The 19,380-nt window shown below is 69.1% G+C and carries 20 protein-coding genes and 1 pseudogene; 11 read left to right on the forward strand and 10 right to left on the reverse strand.

What is annotated here, in order from left to right:
• Positions 1–132, forward strand: a pseudogene (locus AOK15_RS46855) (ATP-binding protein); the annotation flags it as partial.
• Positions 126–518, forward strand: coding sequence for a hypothetical protein (locus AOK15_RS42225; protein WP_079058535.1), 393 nt, complete (start codon positions 126–128; stop codon positions 516–518). The pseudogene AOK15_RS46855 and the gene AOK15_RS42225, both read left to right, overlap by 7 nt.
• Before the next feature lie 347 nt (positions 519–865).
• Here the strand turns inward: AOK15_RS42225 and AOK15_RS45040 are convergent, their stop codons facing one another.
• Together AOK15_RS45040 and AOK15_RS45045 are read right to left on the reverse strand one after the other, a co-directional pair.
• Positions 866–1,627: a hypothetical protein gene (locus AOK15_RS45040; RefSeq protein ID WP_157870273.1), complete on the reverse strand. Its 762-nt coding sequence runs from the start codon at positions 1,625–1,627 to the stop codon at positions 866–868.
• The gene (locus tag AOK15_RS45045; protein ID WP_157870274.1) at positions 1,624–2,196 is read right to left on the reverse strand and encodes a hypothetical protein; all 573 of its coding nucleotides are present in this window, start codon (positions 2,194–2,196) and stop codon (positions 1,624–1,626) included. The genes AOK15_RS45040 and AOK15_RS45045 overlap by 4 nt, the downstream gene beginning before the upstream one ends.
• 1,002 nt (positions 2,197–3,198) lie before the next feature.
• Between AOK15_RS45045 and AOK15_RS17100 the strand changes: the two genes are divergently transcribed.
• Positions 3,199–3,678: an SCO4402 family protein gene (locus AOK15_RS17100; protein ID WP_240508469.1), complete on the forward strand. Its 480-nt coding sequence runs from the start codon at positions 3,199–3,201 to the stop codon at positions 3,676–3,678.
• Between the two features lie 451 nt (positions 3,679–4,129).
• Here AOK15_RS17100 and AOK15_RS17110 read toward each other — a convergent pair whose 3' ends face one another.
• The 5 genes from AOK15_RS17110 to phoU all read right to left on the reverse strand — a co-directional run bounded on the left by AOK15_RS17110 (position 4,130) and on the right by phoU (position 7,237).
• Complete coding sequence (locus tag AOK15_RS17110) at positions 4,130–4,459, reverse strand: hypothetical protein (protein WP_055517734.1); 330 nt, start codon at positions 4,457–4,459, stop codon at positions 4,130–4,132.
• A 131-nt stretch (positions 4,460–4,590) separates the two neighbouring features.
• On the reverse strand, positions 4,591–5,460 hold the full coding sequence (locus tag AOK15_RS17115) for a GNAT family N-acetyltransferase (RefSeq protein ID WP_055517682.1): 870 nt from the start codon (positions 5,458–5,460) through the stop codon (positions 4,591–4,593).
• Positions 5,461–5,662: 202 nt separating this feature from the next.
• A complete protein-coding gene (locus AOK15_RS17120) occupies positions 5,663–5,911 on the reverse strand; it encodes an SCO4226 family nickel-binding protein (RefSeq protein WP_055517684.1) in 249 nt (82 codons plus the stop codon).
• Between the two features lie 221 nt (positions 5,912–6,132).
• Entirely contained in the window at positions 6,133–6,294 is a 162-nt protein-coding gene (locus AOK15_RS45630; RefSeq protein WP_167738825.1) for a hypothetical protein, read from the reverse strand.
• Positions 6,295–6,547: 253 nt separating this feature from the next.
• Positions 6,548–7,237: a phosphate signaling complex protein PhoU gene (phoU, locus tag AOK15_RS17125; protein WP_055517687.1), complete on the reverse strand. Its 690-nt coding sequence runs from the start codon at positions 7,235–7,237 to the stop codon at positions 6,548–6,550.
• A 574-nt stretch (positions 7,238–7,811) separates the two neighbouring features.
• Between phoU and phoR the strand changes: the two genes are divergently transcribed.
• Both phoR and phoP read left to right on the forward strand, forming a co-directional pair.
• Positions 7,812–9,068, forward strand: a complete 1,257-nt coding sequence (gene phoR / locus AOK15_RS17130; protein ID WP_055517689.1) for a two-component system sensor histidine kinase PhoR — start codon at positions 7,812–7,814, stop codon at positions 9,066–9,068.
• A complete protein-coding gene (gene phoP, locus AOK15_RS17135) occupies positions 9,065–9,745 on the forward strand; it encodes a two-component system response regulator PhoP (protein ID WP_033322296.1) in 681 nt (226 codons plus the stop codon). Before phoR ends, phoP begins: the two co-directional genes overlap by 4 nt.
• Positions 9,746–9,778: 33 nt before the next feature.
• Here phoP and AOK15_RS17140 read toward each other — a convergent pair whose 3' ends face one another.
• Positions 9,779–10,462: a copper chaperone PCu(A)C domain-containing protein gene (locus AOK15_RS17140; protein ID WP_055517691.1), complete on the reverse strand. Its 684-nt coding sequence runs from the start codon at positions 10,460–10,462 to the stop codon at positions 9,779–9,781.
• 638 nt (positions 10,463–11,100) lie between these two features.
• Here AOK15_RS17140 and AOK15_RS17145 point away from each other — a divergent pair.
• The 6 genes from AOK15_RS17145 (at position 11,101) to AOK15_RS17170 (ending at position 17,743) form a co-directional block, all read left to right on the forward strand.
• Positions 11,101–11,583, forward strand: a complete 483-nt coding sequence (locus tag AOK15_RS17145; RefSeq protein WP_003953493.1) for a CarD family transcriptional regulator — start codon at positions 11,101–11,103, stop codon at positions 11,581–11,583.
• A gap of 280 nt (positions 11,584–11,863) precedes the next feature.
• A complete protein-coding gene (gene ispD / locus AOK15_RS17150; protein WP_055517694.1) occupies positions 11,864–12,628 on the forward strand; it encodes a 2-C-methyl-D-erythritol 4-phosphate cytidylyltransferase in 765 nt (254 codons plus the stop codon).
• A complete protein-coding gene (gene ispF, locus AOK15_RS17155) occupies positions 12,618–13,124 on the forward strand; it encodes a 2-C-methyl-D-erythritol 2,4-cyclodiphosphate synthase (RefSeq protein WP_055517696.1) in 507 nt (168 codons plus the stop codon). The genes ispD and ispF overlap by 11 nt, the downstream gene beginning before the upstream one ends.
• Before the next feature lie 314 nt (positions 13,125–13,438).
• Positions 13,439–14,857, forward strand: a complete 1,419-nt coding sequence (cysS, locus tag AOK15_RS17160) for a cysteine--tRNA ligase (protein ID WP_055517698.1) — start codon at positions 13,439–13,441, stop codon at positions 14,855–14,857.
• Between the two features lie 117 nt (positions 14,858–14,974).
• Positions 14,975–15,916, forward strand: coding sequence for a 23S rRNA (guanosine(2251)-2'-O)-methyltransferase RlmB (gene rlmB / locus AOK15_RS17165; RefSeq protein WP_055517701.1), 942 nt, complete (start codon positions 14,975–14,977; stop codon positions 15,914–15,916).
• Positions 15,917–16,024: 108 nt separating this feature from the next.
• Complete coding sequence (locus tag AOK15_RS17170; protein WP_079058536.1) at positions 16,025–17,743, forward strand: DoxX family protein; 1,719 nt, start codon at positions 16,025–16,027, stop codon at positions 17,741–17,743.
• A gap of 186 nt (positions 17,744–17,929) precedes the next feature.
• Here the strand turns inward: AOK15_RS17170 and AOK15_RS17175 are convergent, their stop codons facing one another.
• Both AOK15_RS17175 and AOK15_RS17180 read right to left on the reverse strand, forming a co-directional pair.
• A complete protein-coding gene (locus AOK15_RS17175) occupies positions 17,930–18,661 on the reverse strand; it encodes a nucleotidyltransferase family protein (RefSeq protein ID WP_055517704.1) in 732 nt (243 codons plus the stop codon).
• A 166-nt stretch (positions 18,662–18,827) separates the two neighbouring features.
• A complete protein-coding gene (locus AOK15_RS17180) occupies positions 18,828–19,292 on the reverse strand; it encodes a hypothetical protein (protein WP_055517707.1) in 465 nt (154 codons plus the stop codon).
• Positions 19,293–19,380 lie beyond the last annotated feature (88 nt).

The raw sequence follows: 19,380 nt of genomic DNA on the forward strand, positions 1-19,380 counted from the left end.
GCCGAACACGGCCGGGGCCTGAGCATGGTCACCGCACTCGCCCACCGGGTCATCGTCCACGGCAGCAACAGCGGCTACACCGTCACCGCGGAACTGTTCACCGGCACACGACCGGGAGACCACCTGTGCTGAAGGACGAAGCCCGCCGAGGCTACTGGTGCCAATGCTGGACCGAAGACCTCACCGACGAGGGCGAGTTGGTACTCCGGGCATCCTTCGACGCCTACACGGCACCACAGGCAGACAGATGGGTTGCCGTCGCACTCCGCACCATCTCACCGGCATTCGACCCGGAAGCATCCGAACAGGCATGGCAGTGGCTGTACGACGGCCGCATAGACACACGACGAGCCCTCCTGCGCTCCGAACCCTGCACCGTGTCGCTCGCCCTCTATACGACGCGCATCACATGGACGATCAGGCCAGTGATCTTCCTTCCCCTGGCACACCGCCAAGGCGCAGAACTTCCTGCCTGCGCATACGACTTCAAGCCCCGACAGCCCCAGCAGGCCGACTGAGTTACAACTTTCTCTACTGGTTCAAGGCGGCTCGCTCCGCTCCCCGCGCGCGGCCCGGCCCCCGGCCGGGCCTGCGCTCCTGTCTCCGCCCCGCTCCAGCCCGGCCGGCGCCCGTGCCGCGCGCACAGCAGTCACCCCCTGATGCCAGAGAAACGGCACGTCGCGGCCGAGGCGGTGGGCTCCACGGCTTTACGGAGCCACTTTGGCGCGAGCCTCGAAGGTCATGGCCCCAACGTCGTGCTTTACCGGGAAAGTCCACAGACTGCCCGATGCGCCGGAAGCTTACGGGGCCATGATCACTCGCGCCAAAGCAGCGCCCCCCAAAGCCGCTCCACCGGCCTGTTTGGTCAAGGAACCGTCAGGGGGATGTTTTCCTCGACATAACGAGCCCCTTTGGGCGAGAGACGCACTATTCGCCCCACATCGTCATACTCAATCAATCTTGCTTTGTGACACTTCTTGAGGATGTCGCGCCGATAGGAACTTGCGTTTGCGGCCTCAGTCCACGACAACAGATCCTTCTCTGCAACCGGAGATGACTCCGAGTAGAGCAGCAAAAGCGTTTTATCATGGAGGCTGAGCTTTTCAGAAAGGACCCGCTTCTTTCCGTCAACGGACCAGACAACCTCTAGCTGTCGTTCCACCAAGGCATCAACAGCCTCGGAAGCCGTCGCTGTATCGACGTCATGAAAGACGCGAATCAGTTCAGCGACAATCCATTTGCTCATATACAGAACGGCGACGGCATCCATGTGATTGGGGTCAACATCGCTTCCCGCGTGCCCTACACCCCGGTTATTTCTGATCTCATATAGAGCAATCAGAATTCGAGGGACCTGAATCCTGAGCGAGCGAGGAAGCTGGGTCTCTTGCTCAAGCTTTTGACATTCTCTAACCATATTATTGGGCTTGTAAGGCCGCTGAGGAAATTGGCCATCGGCGTGTCCGCGAATAATCGAGTACACGATCTCGCACAACTTCCCGCCGTTCAGTTCGGAAGGTTCCCACCTCCCTTCGCTGAAGTTCCTAGTGATATTCGCCAGCGCCCCGATGAGCTCCTCCCTTAGATTGACAGGAAGGCCGCCCAAGACGTTGGAGTGAACGTTCACGACTCCGCCTCATCGTCTGCCAAGACCACCGGAACCGCCCCTGTTAGGCCTAGCTTGTTCCTGATATAGGCAATTCCTGACGTGGTGAGTTTATAAGTCTTCCAGGATTGCGCCGCGCGCCCAGACTTTGCCATCTGTCGAACAAGAGCTGGCGACTTCTTCTGTGCGGCAGTTAGCGATTTAGTAATATTGGATACGCCGTGACCCGTATCCTTGAGCAGGTTATTCACTTTCGCGGACTGCCAAGACGGCTGGGCATTTACGGCCTGAAGCCAGTAAGCGCCAGTGAGGACTTTATCCAGCTCTGTCTTCGGGTCTACAGCATCAAATAGATCCACGAAGTCGTCGAATACCGGGTCCGTTGGAACTGCGGGGCTCTTTGTTCTCTTCCTTCCATCATCATTTACGGTGGAGTCGCTTACGATGACCGCCGTGTTGGGAACGGGAACAGAGATTGCAAAGCGCTCTGCCGCCCAGCGCAGAACTCGGGCCCGCGTTGCATCGTCTTCGAGGCCATTCAGAGCTGATACCACAGAAGTCATGGCCTGAATCTCTGCATCGACGGTCATTGGAACCCCCTATACGATCAAGTGCGAACAAGGTAAGCCTGCGTGCGGGACGTGTCAATCAAGTCACGCCAGATTGGGTGCCGGTAGGCAATCGGCTTTGCGGTTCAAGATCAATAACATAGGCCGTGTTGCGCCTCTCGACTTCCACCGTTCATTTGTTCTAATTCGATGCCCGGGCGCCAGTCACTGCATCATCCAGTAGGCGTGAGCAGGCGGAAGGGCCACTGAACCGGTGGGGCGAGTAAAAATGGCTCCTTGGAGACCTGCCTCATGTCGCATCAACTCATCCAACCTCAGCCATGTACACGTTGCGGATGACGCCAGAATCTCGGCCGAACAGACCAACGTACCCCACTTCAAGGCGTGGCGTCCCTCAGTTTCGGCAACGTGCCAGACCGTGCCGGATCGTTCGGGGAACCAGGCAGAACACCGGGAAGCCCGTCAACCGCTCACCATGCGCCGACGCGTCACCGCCGCTGGTCAGGTCCGGAATAGCCCCCTGATGCCTCAACTTCCCAAGCTCATGGCTCAGCACCGTTGTAGCGGCCCGGCCGTCGTGGCTCGCTCTGGTCGACGGCATTGACAGCGTGGCTAAGGCCGATGGGGGTGCGGCGAGGCACACGCGCGCCCGGTCGGTCGGCGCACCCGCCGTCGTGGCTGACTGTCGTCGGCTGAGGTTCGGACGGGGCGCATCGAGGGCGCCGGCCGTCAGTCGGGTGCGGCGACGCTGGGCCGTCCCTGGGCCGTCCGAGGCTGCCCAACAGTGGCCAATGACGACCAACAACGACCACCAGGCGCACGAGCCCACCGCCCCTGACCAGCAAAAACCCAGCTCACCAAGATCCCCGGCAAGACCCAGGGCAAGAAGAAGCCCGAGACCGGTAAGCCCCCGTCCTGCGCTTTCCCCGCAGGGCGGGGGCTTCTGGCTATAGCTGGGCCGCCTCGGGTCCGTCAGGCCGGACGAGGCGGACGGCCATGCGGCGGCGTCGCTGCGCTCGACCCGTGAGCGATGACGCCCGACTCATGGCGAAGCACCGAGTCCACCTCGTACCTGTCGTGTTGGCTCTGGCCAATCCACCGTGGCAGCGGGACGTGTGGCTTGACCCGTCGGCGTTCGAAGGCCTGGACCATGTCTTCCACACACTCTTCGACGACTTCTGCGACGCCGACGAGCCAGAGCGGTACTTCGGCGTCAGCCTGCGAACCGACGAAGAGGTCGTCCTGATGCGGCAGCTGGGTGCCGCGCTCAACGCCGCGGCGGCCGAGGCACCCGGCGACACCGACGCGGAGTGTCTCCAGGCATCCGCGTGGCCAGAAGTCGTTGCCATGGCCGGACGCCTCGCTCAGGTCATGGTTGCGAACGACCTACGGGAACTCGCCGCGTTGCTCGATGACGCGGCCGTTCCAGACCCGTTCCAGATCCGTTCCAGACTCGTGCCAGACCGGCGAGATCTCCTGAACGCCCCCAGCTTCCCGATCTGAATGGCTCGGCCGCGCAGCGCGACGCTGGGCAGTCACGGCTGGGCCGTCGTCAAGGTGGCTGATGACCACGGCGAGGCAGAGGCTGTCCGTCTGGTCCGGGCGGACGACGCCCAGGCTCCGGACAGCTCAGGGGCTGTTCTCTGGTGCGGCCGCCACACGGTCCTGGCACTTGCTCGGTCGGTCATCCGGGCCTTCGACCGGATCGACCACGAGCAGGGCGAAGAAGCCTATGAGGCCCAGTGGGGCCGGCCATTCCCCCGAACCGAACTTGACGTACGGACCTACCGCGACTGACCAGCAAAAAGCAGAGGGCTCGCTGCGGTGCTGTGCTGGGCTGTGTGTGCTGGGGCTGCCTGGCGATGCCCCCCTACCGGGGCCCGGCTTGAGGGGCGTCGGCGTCCGGTTCGGATGGCGCCTTGCATCTTCGGCGGCTCGGGTGCCGTCGGCCTGCTCAGGGCGATGGTGTGAAGCCGGCGGACAGGTCGAGGAGGAAAGGGGAGCCCGGCTCGGTCGGGGTCCAGCCTCTGGTGAGGGCGAGTTCGATGGTGTGGGCCACGTCGGACGGCCGTACGGGGTGGGCCTCGCGGCCGAACCAGTTGCTCGGGTGCGGCTCGGCGGTGGTCACCACGAGGATCGATCCCCGAGCGTCTGCCTGCTCGACCGCGAACGTGCACGGCGTCCACGCCAGCGCCTGGAAGTACGTGGGCCTACGCCGTAGCCGCCATCGGTAGGCCGTTCCGCCGACCACGATGCGTCGGGCTCCCTTGCGTCCCAGTCCCACCGGCTCCAGCCCTCCGTACGTCACATTCCCCCGAGCCACAGAGCTCTCTGGTGACCCTCCGATGCCTGAAAGCCCCCGGCCGGGGCTCGGCTTCGCTCGCGACCCAGGGGCTTTCGGCGAGATGCCCGACCCTACGAGGCGGCGTACGTGAAGTCGTGTACCGCGATGTCGGTGAGGCGGACGTAGCCGAGGCGTTGGTAGAGGGCGTTGCTCGTGGGGTTGGCCGCGTTGGTGTAGAGGACCACGTCCGTGGCGCCCGCCTTCAGGGCGGCTCGGCTCACCTCCGTCGTCACCGCCGCCCCGTAGCCGCGGCCGCGGAGGCGGGCCGGGGTGTAGACCGGGTCCACCCGGGCCATGCCGGCGACCATCGGGTTCACGCCCGCCATGGACACGGGGGTGCCGTCCGGGACCTCCCAGTACGTGTAGCGCTTCTCGGCGAAGCGGGTGTTCGCCCATGTCGCCGCGTCGATCGTGACGTCCTCCTCGACGTCCGCCGCGAACTCACGGCACCACTGCATGAGGTGCTCCTGGTCCTTCTCGCCCACGAGCCGACCCCGGCCCTCCGGGTGCGGGTCCGGTGGAGTGAGCGTGCCCAAGCGGTACAGGTGGAGCCGGACACGGCTCGCCGCCGTCGCGCCCGTGCGTTTCTGCCACGCCTCCGTGAACACCGCGATCGTCTCCTCGTCGGCCGTGATGGAAGGCAGAGCCCGGTCCATCGCGGTCAGGCGGGCTGCGAGGCTGTCGGCCTGCTCCGGGGTGAGCGACGTGACGTTCATGCCGTGGGACGGGAAGCGGTAGAACGTGGCCTCGACCTCGCCCCCTCGCTCCAGCCGGCCGAACACGGGGAACTTGCCCTCGTACGCGGCCGCCCCGAGCGTGCGGAGCTTCTCCGTCACCGAGAGCTGTGTGGTGTGCAGGGCGGGGCGCGAGCGCAGGAACTCTCCGGCTCGCGCCAGGAATTCGTCGACGTCTTCAGTGAGGTGCCAGTCATCCGGACGCATGCCTCATGATCCCGGATGGCTTCGGTCGCGGGGAGGCGGATGCACGGAGATCGGCCAGCCTCAGCAAGGGGGCGGGGGCGGCCTGTGCCCTCCCGGCCCTGGCCAGGAGCCGCCCGCGCCGCCGAACTGTGGCCGGAAATCGCCACCACGTGACCTCCGTCAAGGGTCAAGCCCGCCTCCCGCGACCCTTCGACTGGTCGGGTCAGACCGTCAGCGGCACCGGGTGTACCTCGTCCGCCCTGTGGCCGGTGCGTTCGTGGATACGTTGGACCGCTTCGGCGGAGGGCGCCTCGGAGAGGCAGTAGACCGTGCCGGACTCCGGGTCCGCCCAGGCGCGCTCGAAGTGGACGCGCTCGTCGCTCTCTATGTCGAGGTCGGCCTGGTGCGCCGCTCTCAGCTGCTCGGCCGTGATGCCCTTCATCCCGTGGTGGACGTCCATGAACTTCGCCATGGCCTCGCACCTCCTTCTTTCCTGGCCGTCCGTACGTACCTCCATGCTGCGCCCATTCGGGTACGGCCGCGCGTGCTCCAAGGAGAAAGAGGGGAGGGGCCCGTCCCTCGGACAGGCCCCTCGTTCCTCACGCGTCACCCCTACGAACGCGACCGCTTGTCGCTCAGCTGTACGAGCGCGACAGCCTGCCGCTCATCCGTACGGGCACGACCGCCTGCCGCTCAGCCGCACTGGCACGGGTTGCCGGACTGGCACCCGCAGCCACAGCCGGACCCGCAGCCGCAGGCGCCGAACAGGGGCAGGGACTTGATGTCGGCGGGCTGCTGGGTGTCCCGTGGCTGTGTCGGGTCGGGCGTACTGGGGCTGGCGGGGGATTCGGCCATGGTCCCTCCTCGAAGGCTGGTGCCTGTGCCCATTGGATGCCCCATTGCATGACGTTTCAGCCGGGCGCATCAACGGCGCACAGAGGCGTCCGGACGCCCGGCGGAGGCGCCACGCGCCCACCCTCGGACAGGCCCGCACGCCCCGCCTACCAGGCGCGCACGCCCTCAGGAGCATCCACGCGCCGCGCCACGAATCCGCCGGGCGCCCCCGTGACCTCCGAGCGCACCCTCAGACTCGCAGACACCACGGGCCCTACGCCCCCTCCACCCCCGTCACCGGCTGGATGTCGGCCTGCAGCTCGTCCGCGTGTTCGCCGGTCACCAGGTACACCACCCGCTTGGCGACGGAGACCGCGTGGTCGGCGAAGCGCTCGTAGTAGCGGCCGAGGAGGGTGACGTCGACGGCGGTCTCGATGCCGTGCTTCCAGCGGTCGTCCATCAGGTGCTGGAAGAGCGTGCGGTGGAGGAGGTCCATCGCGTCGTCGTCCTGCTCCAGCTGGAGCGCGAGGTCGACGTCCTTGGTGATGATGACCTCGGCGGCCTTGGCCATGAGCCGCTGCGCGAGCTGGCCCATCTCCAGGATCGTGGCGTGCAGGTCGCGCGGGACCGCCCGCTCGGGGAAGCGCAGCCGGGTGAGCTTCGCCACGTGCTGGGCGAGGTCACCGGAGCGCTCCAGGTCGGCGGACATGCGCAGCGAGGTCACGACGATACGGAGGTCCGTGGCGACCGGCTGCTGCCGGGCCAGCAGCGCTATCGCGCGGGCCTCCAGGTCGTGCTGGAGGTCGTCGACCTTCTGGTCGGCCTCGATCACGCTCTCCGCCAGCTTCAGGTCGGCGTCGAGGATCGCCGTCGTGGCGCGTCCGATCGCCGACCCCACCAGTCGGGCCATCTCGACCAGGCCCTCACCGATCGAGTCAAGTTCCTCGTGGTACGCGTCCCGCATCAGGGTGTCCCTCTCTTACGTGCGTCTGCTCGTGGGTTTCCGAAAAGGCCGTGCCCGAAGGCCGTGCCGCCACACCGACGGTCGTGCCCCCATTCTCCGGAAGCCGTACCGCCTCTGGACGATGGCCGCCCTCCGCCCGTCCACGGAAGCCGTACCGCCCTCGGCGATGGCCGTCCTCCGTGCCCGGAGCCGTGCCACCACCCGGTGGTGCCCGCAGCCCTCCTTGCCCGGAAGCCGTATCACCACCCGGCGATGGCGTCCTCCGTCCCCGGAAGCCGTACCGCCCTGTCGGCGACGGACGGGTTCCGCTTCCGGGGGGAAGCCGTGCCGTGCCGTCGCATCGCCGGCCGCCGTGCCCGTGCGAAGGCGCGGCCGCCGTTCCGCCGGGCCGGAGCGGATGCCGGCCCGGGGGGCCCGGATGAACCCCACGCTCCCACGTTCCGACCCGTACGCGTCCGTTTCCGCCATCCCAAATGAACCATCACTGGCTCCAAGGTGAACTCTGGGCGACGAGTGTTCGAGGTCGCCCTTCGAGCGCTGTGGGGATGTCCGACCTCGTGCCTAACCTGGATGCATGGACGTGAACGCGGCGGTCGCCGCAGCGGCAGCGATCGCCGGTGTACTCACCGGTGTCATCGCCATGCTGGCGTTCCGCTTCAGCGAACGCGAGCAGAAGCGTCCGACCAGGACCTCCCTGCACACCGACCCGGTGCTGCCGCCCGGCGTGGACACCGTGCTCTCCGTGCTCCGCTCCTCCGCGGTCGTGCTCGACGAGGGCGACGCCGTGGTCAAGGCCAGCTCCGCCGCGTACGCCCTGGGGCTGGTGCGCGGCGGGAAGCTCGCCATCGAGCCGATGCTCCAGATGGCGCGCGACACCCGCCGGGACGGCGAGATACGCCAGGTCGAGCTGGATCTGCCCCGGCGCGGCACCGGGCGCGGCGAGGCCCTCGCGGTCTCCGCGCGCGTCGCGCCGCTGGGCTCCCGGCTCGTGCTGCTCCTCGTCGAGGACCTCACCGAGGCCCGTCGGATAGAGGCGGTACGGCGCGACTTCGTCGCGAACGTGAGCCATGAGCTGAAGACCCCGGTCGGCGCCCTGTCCCTCCTCTCGGAGGCCGTCATGGGCGCCAGTGACGACCCGGAGGCGGTGGAACGCTTCGCCGGGCGGATGCAGATCGAGGCCACCCGGCTCACCAACCTGGTGCAGGAGCTCATCGACCTCTCCCGCGTGCAGAACGACGACCCGCTGGAGGACGCCGAGCCCGTACGGGTGGACGAGCTGGTGGCCGAGGCCGTCGACCGGTGCCGCCACCAGGCCGGCGCCAAGCAGATCACCATCGCCGCCGGCGGCACCGCCGCGCTGAGGGTCTGGGGCCACCGCGGCCAGCTCGCCGCCGCCCTCGGCAACCTCGTCGAGAACGCCGTCAACTACTCCCCGGCCCGCACCCGCGTCGGCATCGCCGCGCGCAGGGTGTCCGCACCCGGTGGGGACCTCATCGAGATCTCCGTGACCGACCAGGGCATCGGCATCTCCGACAAGGACAAGGAGCGCATCTTCGAGCGCTTCTACCGCGTGGACCCGGCCCGCTCCCGCCAGACCGGCGGCACGGGTCTCGGACTCGCGATCGTCAAGCACGTGGCAGCCTCGCACGGCGGGCAGGTCACGGTGTGGAGCTCCGAAGGCCAGGGCTCCACGTTCACCCTCAGGCTGCCGGAGGCGGGCGCGTCCCGCGACCGCGCCACGCACCACCCGGACCTCGACGACGAGGACGGACAACCGCACACCGAGTCATCCCCGTACGCATCGCATCCCGCCCCGGAGGTCCTTCCGTGACCCGAGTGCTCGTCGTCGAGGACGAGGAGTCCTTCTCCGACGCCCTGTCCTACATGCTCCGCAAGGAGGGGTTCGAGGTCGCCATCGCGACCACCGGGCCCGACGGACTCGACGAGTTCGAGCGCAACGGCGCCGACCTCGTCCTCCTCGACCTGATGCTGCCCGGTCTGCCCGGCACCGAGGTCTGCCGTCAGCTGCGCAGTCGCTCCAACGTCCCGGTGATCATGGTAACGGCCAAGGACAGCGAGATCGACAAGGTCGTAGGCCTGGAGATAGGAGCCGACGACTATGTCACCAAGCCCTTCTCCTCGCGCGAACTCGTCGCCCGTATCCGGGCCGTACTGCGCCGCCGCGGCGAGCCCGAGGAGGTCACCCCGGCCGCGCTGGAGGCCGGTCCGGTCCGTATGGACGTCGACCGTCACGTGGTCACCGTCTCCGGCTCCAAGGTCGACCTGCCCCTCAAGGAGTTCGACCTGCTCGAGATGCTGCTGCGCAACGCGGGCCGAGTGCTGACCCGTATGCAGCTCATCGACCGCGTCTGGGGAGCCGACTACGTGGGTGACACCAAGACCCTCGACGTCCACGTCAAGCGCCTCCGCGCCAAGATCGAGCCGGACCCGGGAGCCCCGAGATACCTGGTCACGGTCCGCGGCCTCGGCTACAAGTTCGAGCCTTAAGCCATATGAGCCATAACCGGTGACGTACGGCGCTCAGCGGCTGGAGGCCGCCTCGGACTCGGAGGCGGACGGCGAGCCGGAGGAACCGGCGGCGGCGCCCTCCCCCTCGGTGGTGCCCTCCTCCGACGAACCGGAGGCGGACGGCGAGCCGGAGGCCTTGTCCGACGGGCTCGGGCTGGTGACCGGGGCCTCGGGGATGTCGCTCGGGCCCCACTTCTCGAAGTAGTGCTCGGCGGGGACGACGAAGGCGCGCAGGCTCACGTCACCGGTCTCGCTGAAGGCGAAGGTGACCTTCTGGGCGTTGCCGTTCTGCACGGAGGAGCCGATGTCCGACAGGACGGCGGAGGCGTTGCCCTCGCCGCCGAGGATCACGGAGCCGCCGGCCGGGACGACGACCTTGCCGCCCTTGCCCTCACCCTTGACCGGGGTGACCTCGGCGGCGCCGGCACCGTCCACGGTGACGGAGTCCAGCGTCTGGTCGGTGGTGGAGTTGTTGAACAGGGTCGCGGAGACGACCGCCGGGCCCTTGGCCGCGGCGTCCGGCTGGGTGACGACGATCGCGTTCTGGATCTCGATGTCCCCGACGGTCGTCGCCGCGTTGTCCGGCTTGACCTGGAGCGTCTGGGCGTTGCTGCCGGCGCTGCACGCGGCGAGCGAGGCGATCGAGAACGCGAGGGCGGCGGCGGCGAGTGTGCCGCGTCGAAGGCTGCTGCTCACGGCGGCGGCAACTCCTTGAACGTGGGCGATACGTGATCGGTAGCGGGCTTAGGTTACCGAGCCGCCCCATCACGGCCGCACCCGACCCTCCCCAAGTGCCCGGCGAGTCACGGGAAGCAATTGAGGGACGGCCACCCCGCGCGCTCGTCCGGCATTCACATAACCCCCTCGATCCCTTCCGCGTCGCGCCTCGATTTTCGACGAGGAATGCGGACGGCCGCGGAAAATCGATCAGCCGCCAGAAGCCCCGGAACCCCTCCGGAACGGCTCTGGAACGGCTCCGGAACACGATCCGGTAACGGCGGAACATCTCCGGGAGATCGAACTCCTTGATCAATTCCGGATTCGTCTCGTACCCGACTCCGCCCACCGAACGGAGTAACGGAAGTCGCACACTTGGAGTCGGACAAAGTAGGACGTTCGGACAGTCGGGGAGTCCTCCGGATAGGTGTAACGTGCGCGTTTCGCTCCGCCCAGAGAGCCGCTCCCACCTGCGAATACCCACTCCCGTTCGCCCCTCGCAGCACGTTCCTGTCGCTGTTGTCAAGCCCCGAGATATGCCCTGACCTGCGAAAACGCCATTCAGAACACGCCGTATCCGTGTTACCCTGGATAGCCACGGAAGGGGTACCTGTCACATGACGTTCAAGGTTGGCGACACCGTGGTCTATCCCCATCACGGGGCCGCGCTGATCGAGGCCATCGAAACTCGCCAGATCAAAGGCGTGGACAAGACCTACTTGGTGCTCAAGGTCGCCCAGGGTGACCTGACGGTGCGCGTACCGGCGGACAATGCGGAGTTCGTGGGTGTGCGTGACGTGGTCGGTCAGGACGGCCTGGATCGGGTCTTCGAGGTGCTGCGTGCGCCGTACGCCGAAGAGCCCACGAACTGGTCGCGTCGCTATAAGGCAAACCTGGAGAAGCTCGCCTCCGGCGACGTCATCAAGGTCGCGGAAGTAGTCCGTGACCTGTGGCGTCGTGAGCGTGAGCGCGGACTGTCCGCCGGTGAGAAGCGCATGCTCGCCAAGGCCCGACAGATCCTGGTGAGCGAGCTCGCCCTCGCGGAGAACACCAACGAGGACAAGGCCGAGGCCCTGCTGGACGAGGTCCTCGCGTCCTGAACTGACTGAGGCAGGCAGCCAGCCCGCTCAGCCGCTCAGCGCAGCACAGTAAATGCCGCGGTGCCCGATGACGTACGTATTGTCGCCGGGCGCTGCGGCATGTTCGTACCCGGCCACGGAACCGGATGCCGTACGACGGGGTGGGGTCCCCGATACTTGGCGTGCCGGGCCCGGGCAGCTGGCTCGACCAGATGTCACGGAAGGGTCCGGTCAAGATGTCGCGCCCGGCACGCTGTGGCCATACCCACGTAGGCCGAGCACACAAACCTGACAGGAACCGATGTCTGACGATTCGCGTCCCTCGCCCTCCGGGACCGGCGCGGGAGCCCGTACGGCAGCCGTGATCCCGGCCGCCGGTCGGGGTGTACGCCTCGGTCCGGGCGCCCCCAAAGCACTGCGGGCGCTGAACGGCACCCCCATGCTCATCCACGCGGTACGGGCCATGGCCGCGTCCCGCGCCGTCTCCCTCGTCATCGTCGTGGCGCCGCCCGACGGGGCCGCCGAGGTCAAGTCCCTGCTCGACGCGCACGCGCTGCCCGAGCGGACCGACTTCCTCGTCGTGCCCGGCGGTGAGTCACGGCAGGAGTCCGTACGCCTCGGGCTCGACGCGCTGCCGCCCGGCTACGACATCGTGCTGGTGCACGACGCGGCGCGTCCGCTCGTCCCGGTCGACACGGTCGACGCCGTCATCGAGGCCGTACGGGACGGGGCGCCGGCCGTGGTGCCCGCGCTGCCGCTCGCCGACACGGTCAAGGAGGTCGAGCCGACGGCGGTGCCGGGCACGCCCGAGCCGGTGGTCGCCACCCCGGAGCGGGCACGGCTGCGGGCGGTGCAGACCCCGCAGGGCTTCGACCGGGCGACCCTCGTGCGGGCGCACGAGACGGTCACCGGCGAGGTCACCGACGACGCGAGCATGGTGGAGCGGCTCGGATCGCGCGTCGTGGTCGTGCCGGGGCACGAGGAGGCGTTCAAGGTGACCCGCCCGCTCGACCTGGTGCTCGCGGAGGCGGTCCTGGCCCGCAGGAGGCTGAACGATGGGTTCTGAGACGCATACGACACCCGCGGTGGTGCTTCCGCGGGTGGGCATCGGCACCGACATCCACGCCTTCGAGGAGGGCCGGGAGCTGTGGTGCGCCGGCCTGAAGTGGGAGGGGGAGGGGCCGGGTCTCGCCGGGCACTCCGACGCGGACGTCGTGGCGCACGCCGCGTGCAACGCGCTGTTCTCCGCGGCGGGCCTCGGTGACCTGGGGCAGCACTTCGGCACGGGCCGGCCCGAGTGGTCCGGCGCGTCCGGGGTGACGCTCCTCGCGGAGGCCGCGCGCATCGTCCGCGACGCGGGGTTCGTCATCGGCAACGTGGCGGTCCAGGTGGTCGGGCCGCGACCGAAGATCGGCAAGCGGAGGGACGAGGCGCAGAAGGTGCTGTCGGAGGTCGTGGGAGCACCGGTCTCCGTCTCCGGAGCGACGACGGACGGGCTGGGGTTCCCCGGCCGCGGCGAAGGATTGATGGCGGTCGCCACGGCGTTGGTCGCGAGGGCCTGAGCGCGACAGGGCTCGGGGGTGCGGGTGCGTCGGCGACCGCCGGTCCGTCGTGGTTTCTCGCGCGGTTCCCCGCGCCCCTGAAAAGCGACCGGGGCTGCGCCCCGTGTTTGTCAGGTGAAGGGCGGGCCGCAGGCCCGTTCCCTTCAGGGGCGCGGGGAACCGCGCGAACGGCCACGACGGACCCGCACCCGCCAACGCACCCCCGGCCCGAGTCACCAGGCGCCCGGCCCGGCGGCGCAGCCACGTGTCACGAATTCGTGGACCTTCGCCCGGATCGGCGCAGCGCACTTGCGGTTGCCCACTACCCTGGAGGCGTGACTATTCGCCTGTACGACACCAGCGCCCGGCAGATTCGTGACTTCGACCCCATCACGCCGGGTTGTGTCTCGATCTACCTGTGCGGTGCCACCGTGCAGGCGGCCCCGCACATCGGCCACATCCGCTCGGGGCTCAACTTCGACATCATGCGTCGGTGGTTCGAGTACCGCGGGTACGCCGTGACGTTCATCCGGAACGTCACGGACATCGACGACAAGATCATCGCGAAGGCCGCCGACCAGGGCCGCCCGTGGTGGTCGATCGGCTACGAGAACGAGCGCGCCTTCAACGACGGCTACCACGCGCTCGGTTGCCAGCCGCCGACCTATGAGCCGCGTGCCACCGGGCATGTGACCGAGATGGTCGAGATGATGCGCGGGCTGATCGAGCGCGGTCACGCCTACGAGGCCGACGGCAACGTGTACTTCGACGTGCGGTCGTTCCCCGAGTACCTGCGGCTGTCCAACCAGGAGCTGGACAACCTGCTCCAGCCGTCCGGCGAGGGCGAGACCGGCAAGCGCGATCCGCGTGACTTCGCCATGTGGAAGTCGGCGAAGCCGGGCGAGCCCACCTGGGAGACGCCCTGGGGCCGGGGCCGGCCGGGCTGGCACCTGGAGTGCTCCGCCATGGCGCACAAGTACCTGGGCAGCGAGTTCGACATCCACGGCGGCGGGCTGGACCTGATCTTCCCGCACCACGAGAACGAGATCGCGCAGGCCAAGGCCTTCGGCGACGTGTTCGCCCGGTACTGGGTGCACAACGCCTGGGTCACCATGAGCGGCGAGAAGATGTCCAAGTCGCTGGGCAACTCGGTCCTCGTGAGCGAGATGGTCAAGCACTGGCGCCCCATCGTGCTCCGCTACTACCTGGGCACCCCGCACTACCGGTCGATGATCGAGTACAGCGAGGAGGCCCTGCGCGAGGCCGAGTCGGCGTTCGCCCGTATCGAGGGATTCGTCCAGCGGGTCGTCGAGAAGGCGGGCGGGGTCGTCGAGCCCGCGGCCGAGGTGCCGCCGGCGTTCGCCGAGGCCATGGACGACGACCTGGGCGTGCCGCAGGCGCTGGCCGTCGTGCACACCACGGTCCGCCAGGGCAACAGCGCGCTGGCCGCCGACGACAAGGAGGCCGCCGTGGCGCGCCTCGCCGAGGTGCGGGCCATGCTCGGTGTCCTCGGCCTCGACCCGCTCGACGCCCACTGGGCCGGCGAGGGCGGCGACCGGGGCGAGACCGTGCTCAACAAGAGCGTGCACGGCGTCGTCGACAGCCTGGTCGGTCTGGTCCTCCAGCAGCGCGAGTCCGCCCGCGCCCGCAAGGACTGGGCCACCGCGGACGCCATCCGCGACCAGCTCAACCAGTCCGGCCTGGTCATCGAGGACAGCTCCGACGGTCCGCGCTGGACGCTCGGCCCCCGCTGACCTCCGATCACCTTGATCGATTGTGCCGCCCGGCCCTCCGGGCGGCACACTGCATAGACGAGACTTCAATGACGTACACGCGCATGTGTACGAACGCTTCCAGGAGACGGGTAGGTCATGGCCGCTAACAACCGCCGCATGTCCGGCAAGAAGGGCGCGCAGGTCGGCAGTGGCGGCCAGCGACGCAAGGGTCTGGAAGGCAGGGGCCCGACGCCGCCCGCCGAGATGCGCAAGGGGCACAAGAAGAACCGCATCGCCAACGCCAAGGTCAAGCAGACGGCACGCCGCCCCGTGGTGCGCGGGCGCGGCGGCAAGGGCACCTCGGAGATGGTCGTCGGCCGCAACCCGGTCGTCGAGGCGCTGCGTGAGGGCGTGCCCGCCACCATGCTGTACGTCCAGCAGTTCATCGACAACGACGAGCGGGTGCGCGAGGCGCTCCAGCTCGCCGGTGAGCGCGGCGGCATCCACCTCATGGAGGCGCCCCGCCCCGAGCTGGACCGGATGACCAACGGGCTCAACCACCAGGGCCTCGTCCTCCAGGTCCCGCCGTACGAGTACGCGCACCCCGAGGACCTGGTCGCCGCCGCGTTCGACGAGGGTGAGGACCCGCTGATCGTCGCCCTCGACGGGGTGACCGACCCGCGCAACCTCGGTGCCGTCGTCCGGTCGGTCTCCGCGTTCGGCGGCCACGGCGTCGTCGTACCGGAGCGGCGCGCGGCCGGGATGACCGCCGGCGCGTGGAAGACGTCCGCCGGTACGGCCGCCCGTACGCCCGTCGCCCGCGCCACCAACCTGACGCGTGCGCTGGAGGCGTACAAGAAGGCCGGTGTCGTCGTCGTCGGTCTGGCCGCGGACGGCGAGGCCGAGGTCGGCGAGCTGGAGGCCCTGGAGGGTCCCGTCGTCATCGTCGTCGGCAGCGAGGGCAAGGGCCTGTCGCGGCTCGTCGGGGAGACCTGCGACTTCCGGGTGCGGATTCCGATGCCAGGTGGCGCGGAGTCCCTGAACGCCGGTGTCGCGGCGGGAGTCGTGCTGTACGAGGCGGCTCGGCGCCGGGGCTGACAGGGCCCCCCACCAACTGGGGGTTCGTGGTGTTCGCGATCACCTTGACGCGGTTCGGACAGATCGGCGCGGTCAAAGCAGTGTCCTAACGACACGTCACTCGGTTAGATGAGTGTGGACACCAGAACACCCCGCACATTCACGGGGGACCGTTCGTCGGGACTCGACTCGGGATTCGACGACGCTCCCGCGCTGAGCATGGTGAAGGTGCCGAGCGATCCGGCGCAGGTCATCGTCAACCACGCGAGTTTCCGCGTGCAGTTGGGCGCCTCCACGCGGACGTCCCCGCGGATCGCACGGCACCTGAGCGCCACCGAGGACACCGCGCGCATGCCCGTCGTGGGCACGGTGGTGCGCGCCGGTGCGCCCGCCGCCGGGCGTCGGCGCCCGGTCGTCTGGAGCGGGAAGTCCGCGCCGGACGACACCGGGGCCCACCGTCTCCTCCAGGCCGTCAGGGAGGCCGGCGCCACCCAGGTCATCCCGCGCGTCGGCGACACGGAGACCGACACCGGCGGATTCGGCGTCGAAAACGGCGGCTACGACGCCGACTTGACGGTGGAGACGATCGAGACGCCCATCGTCGGCAGCCAGCGCACCCACGGCGACCACGCCGCCCCCGACGGCACCCGGCTGCTGCCCGCCATGCGCCAGGTCGGCAGCGCGTACGACGAGCCGGGGTACGCGGGACGGGACGACTACACCGACGACCGCTTCGCCGCCGACCGCTTCGCCGACGCGGACGACGACGGGAACCCGGACGGCGAGCGGACGCGGCGCCGCACCGGCAACGAGCCCGTGCGGCAGGGCTATTACCCCGGCCGGCGGATGAACCTGGGCGTGGTGCTGCTGCCGCTGCGCGTCTTCCTCGGCTTCATCTCCGTCTACGCGGGCATGGGCAAGCTCTGCGACCCGCACTACTTCGACGGAGGCAAGCGCGGCTCCATGGTGAAGTGGCTGAACACGCTGCACCCGTGGGAGGTCGCCGAGCCGCTGCGCCAGTTCGCGCTGGAACACCCCGTCGGCTCCGGCCTCGTCATCGCGTTCGCCCAGGTCGTCGTCGGTGTTCTCACGATCTTCGGGCTGTGGCAGCGGGTCGCCGCCGGATTCGGCGTACTGCTGTCGGCCGCGCTGCTGGTGACCGTCAGCTGGAAGACCGTCCCCGTCTACGAGACGCCCGACATCATCTACCTCGCCGCCTGGTCCCCGCTGGTCATCGCGGGCGCGCCGGTGTACTCCGTCGACGGGCGGCTCGCGTGCGGTGCCTGGCGCACGCTCGGGCCGCGCGCCGACATCTGGGAGCTGCGGCGGTATGTGCTGCGCCGGGGCGCCCTCGTCGCCACGGTCGTCGTCGGTCTCACGCTGCTGGTCGGGTCGTTGCTCGGCGGAGCTGTGCGGGACGCCGACCGGATCGTCGTGCCGGGGCCCGGGGAGGCGCCGCGCAACGAACTGCCCGGGTCGCCGCTTCCCGGTGAAGCGGACAAGGGCCGCAAGGAGCGGCGCAGCCCCTCCGCGTCCAACTCGCCGAGCGCCGGAGCGACGTCGGCGAGCCCCACGCAGGGGGCCACCTCGACGCCGGGCGCGACGCAGGGCGCGACGCAGGGCGCGGCCACCGGGCAGCCCAGCCAGACGCAGGGGACGGCGGGGCAGGTCCCACCGCAGCAGTCCGTCCCGGTCGAGCAGGCGCCGACGACGGCGGGGCCGACCTCCAGCGGTGGCGCGGGTGCCTCCGGCGGGACGACCGGGGGGTCGGGTGGCTCCTCCACCGGGGGTTCCGGGGGCAGCTCCTCCGGTGGGCAGCCGGGGCTGGTCGGAGGGTTGCTCGGGTAGGTTCTGTCGCCTTTCGCGGCGGTGAGGGGACGGGCCCCGCAGGGTTTTCCTGCGGGGCCCGTCCGTGTGCTCGTCGTCGCCTGACAGCTCGGGGGTGCGGGGGTGTCGGCGTGCACGGGCCCATGGGGGTCGGTCGCGCAGTTCCCCGCGCCCCTTCGGGGGTGAGACCCGGGTTCTGATGGTGTTCTAGCGGCCCAGGGCCGCCAGTTCCCTTGCTGCTTCCGTCAGGTCCTTCGCCGTGTCGATCGCCCGCCAGTAGGCGCCCTGAGGGATCGGGAAACCGGCCAGGCGGCGTTCCCGGGCGAGACGGGGGAAGGTGGTGCGTTCGTGGTCGCCGCGCTCCGGGAGGAGGCCCGCGAACTCGGGGGAGAAGACATAGACGCCGGCGTTGATCTCGTACGTCGTCGGCGGGGCCTCGATGAAGTCCGTGACGCGGCCGAAGCCGTCGGTCTTGACGGCGCCCCAGGGAATGCGGGGGCGGGCGAGGGCGAGCGTGGCGACGGCGTCGCGCTCGGTGTGGAAGTCCGCCATGTCACGCAGCGAGAAGCGGGTCCAGATGTCGCCGTTGGTGGCGTACCAGGGACGGTCGGGGTGGGGCAGATGCGCGGCGGCGTACTTGAGGCCCCCACCGCGGCCCAGGGGTTCCGTCTCGACGACCGTGGTGACGCGGACGGGCAGGTCGGCCGAGTCCAGCCAGTTCTGCAGGACGTCGGCGAGATGACCGCAGGAGACGACGACGTCGGTGACGCCCTCCTCGGCGAGCCAGGTGAGCTGATGGCCGATGATCGGGGTGCCCGTACCGGGAATCTCGACCATGGGCTTCGGCCGGTCATCGGTGTACGGGCGCAGTCGGGAGCCCTGGCCACCTGCCAGGACCACGGCTTGAACGGGGCGCGACGCGGCGTTCGGATCGGTCATGCCCGAACTGTACGTGGCGCCCCGTTCGCGGGAGCACGGCCCTGGGTGATCGGTATCGGGGGAGCGGACTGGGGGTGCGAGCGCCCTGGGCGTCCTGCGAGGCCCACCGTGTTTCTGCGGGCCCTGTGCGGGGCCCCAGTGTTTCTGTGAGCCCTTGGGCGGGCTCTCAGCCGTGCAGTGCTGCGACTCCGGTCGCGAAGGAGGTGTCGCAGACGGGGCGGGCGTACGACTGGGCCCGGGTGGGCCCGTACGCGCGGACGGCGGCGCGGCCGAGGGCGCGGGCGATGGACGTGCAGTGCTTCGCCAGCGACGGGCGGCCGTTCACCGCCTGCTGGAGGTGGGTGAGGGCGACGCCGGGGTTCTCCTCCTGGAGCTCCAGGAGGAGCTTGTCGCGCAGTAGCTCGTGCGGTGCGCGGGCCTTGGCGCGGGGGGAGGTCCGCTGGGCGGAGACGTCCGACGCGGCGAGGATCGACTCGGACGGGTCGGTCCCCGACCAGTTGACGCTCGTGACCGCCAGGGTGCCGGAGAGCACCAGGACGACGGGCAGGACGAGGGCGAGGGAGCGGCCGATGCGGCGGGCGGGGCCATGGCCGCGGCGCGTCCGTTGGGTGTAGGTGTGGGTGTGCTTCACGCGAGTGAGGGTAGCGCGGGGTAGTGATATGGCGACATTAGGTCACCGATACGGGGGACGCCGTAGTGCCGCCGCCTGGGCGCCACGT

The organism is Streptomyces ossamyceticus (assembly GCF_001418475.1).
In the GTDB taxonomy this organism is placed as follows: Bacteria; Actinomycetota; Actinomycetes; order Streptomycetales; family Streptomycetaceae; genus Streptomyces; species Streptomyces ossamyceticus.

Excerpts from the sequence above, each read along its gene's own strand:
- phoR (WP_055517689.1), top strand. The coding sequence starts at position 7,812 with ATGGACGTGAACGCGGCGGTCGCCGCAGCGGCAGCGATCGCCGGTGTA.
- AOK15_RS17145 (WP_003953493.1), top strand. The coding sequence starts at position 11,101 with ATGACGTTCAAGGTTGGCGACACCGTGGTCTATCCCCATCACGGGGCC.
- AOK15_RS45630 (WP_167738825.1), bottom strand. The coding sequence starts at position 6,294 with ATGGCCGAATCCCCCGCCAGCCCCAGTACGCCCGACCCGACACAGCCA.
- rlmB (WP_055517701.1), top strand. The coding sequence starts at position 14,975 with ATGGCCGCTAACAACCGCCGCATGTCCGGCAAGAAGGGCGCGCAGGTC.
- AOK15_RS17115 (WP_055517682.1), bottom strand. The coding sequence starts at position 5,460 with ATGCGTCCGGATGACTGGCACCTCACTGAAGACGTCGACGAATTCCTG.
- phoU (WP_055517687.1), bottom strand. The coding sequence starts at position 7,237 with ATGCGGGACGCGTACCACGAGGAACTTGACTCGATCGGTGAGGGCCTG.
- ispD (WP_055517694.1), top strand. The coding sequence starts at position 11,864 with ATGTCTGACGATTCGCGTCCCTCGCCCTCCGGGACCGGCGCGGGAGCC.
- ispF (WP_055517696.1), top strand. The coding sequence starts at position 12,618 with ATGGGTTCTGAGACGCATACGACACCCGCGGTGGTGCTTCCGCGGGTG.
- AOK15_RS17120 (WP_055517684.1), bottom strand. The coding sequence starts at position 5,911 with ATGGCGAAGTTCATGGACGTCCACCACGGGATGAAGGGCATCACGGCC.
- AOK15_RS17175 (WP_055517704.1), bottom strand. The coding sequence starts at position 18,661 with ATGACCGATCCGAACGCCGCGTCGCGCCCCGTTCAAGCCGTGGTCCTG.
- AOK15_RS17170 (WP_079058536.1), top strand. The coding sequence starts at position 16,025 with ATGAGTGTGGACACCAGAACACCCCGCACATTCACGGGGGACCGTTCG.
- AOK15_RS45045 (WP_157870274.1), bottom strand. The coding sequence starts at position 2,196 with ATGACCGTCGATGCAGAGATTCAGGCCATGACTTCTGTGGTATCAGCT.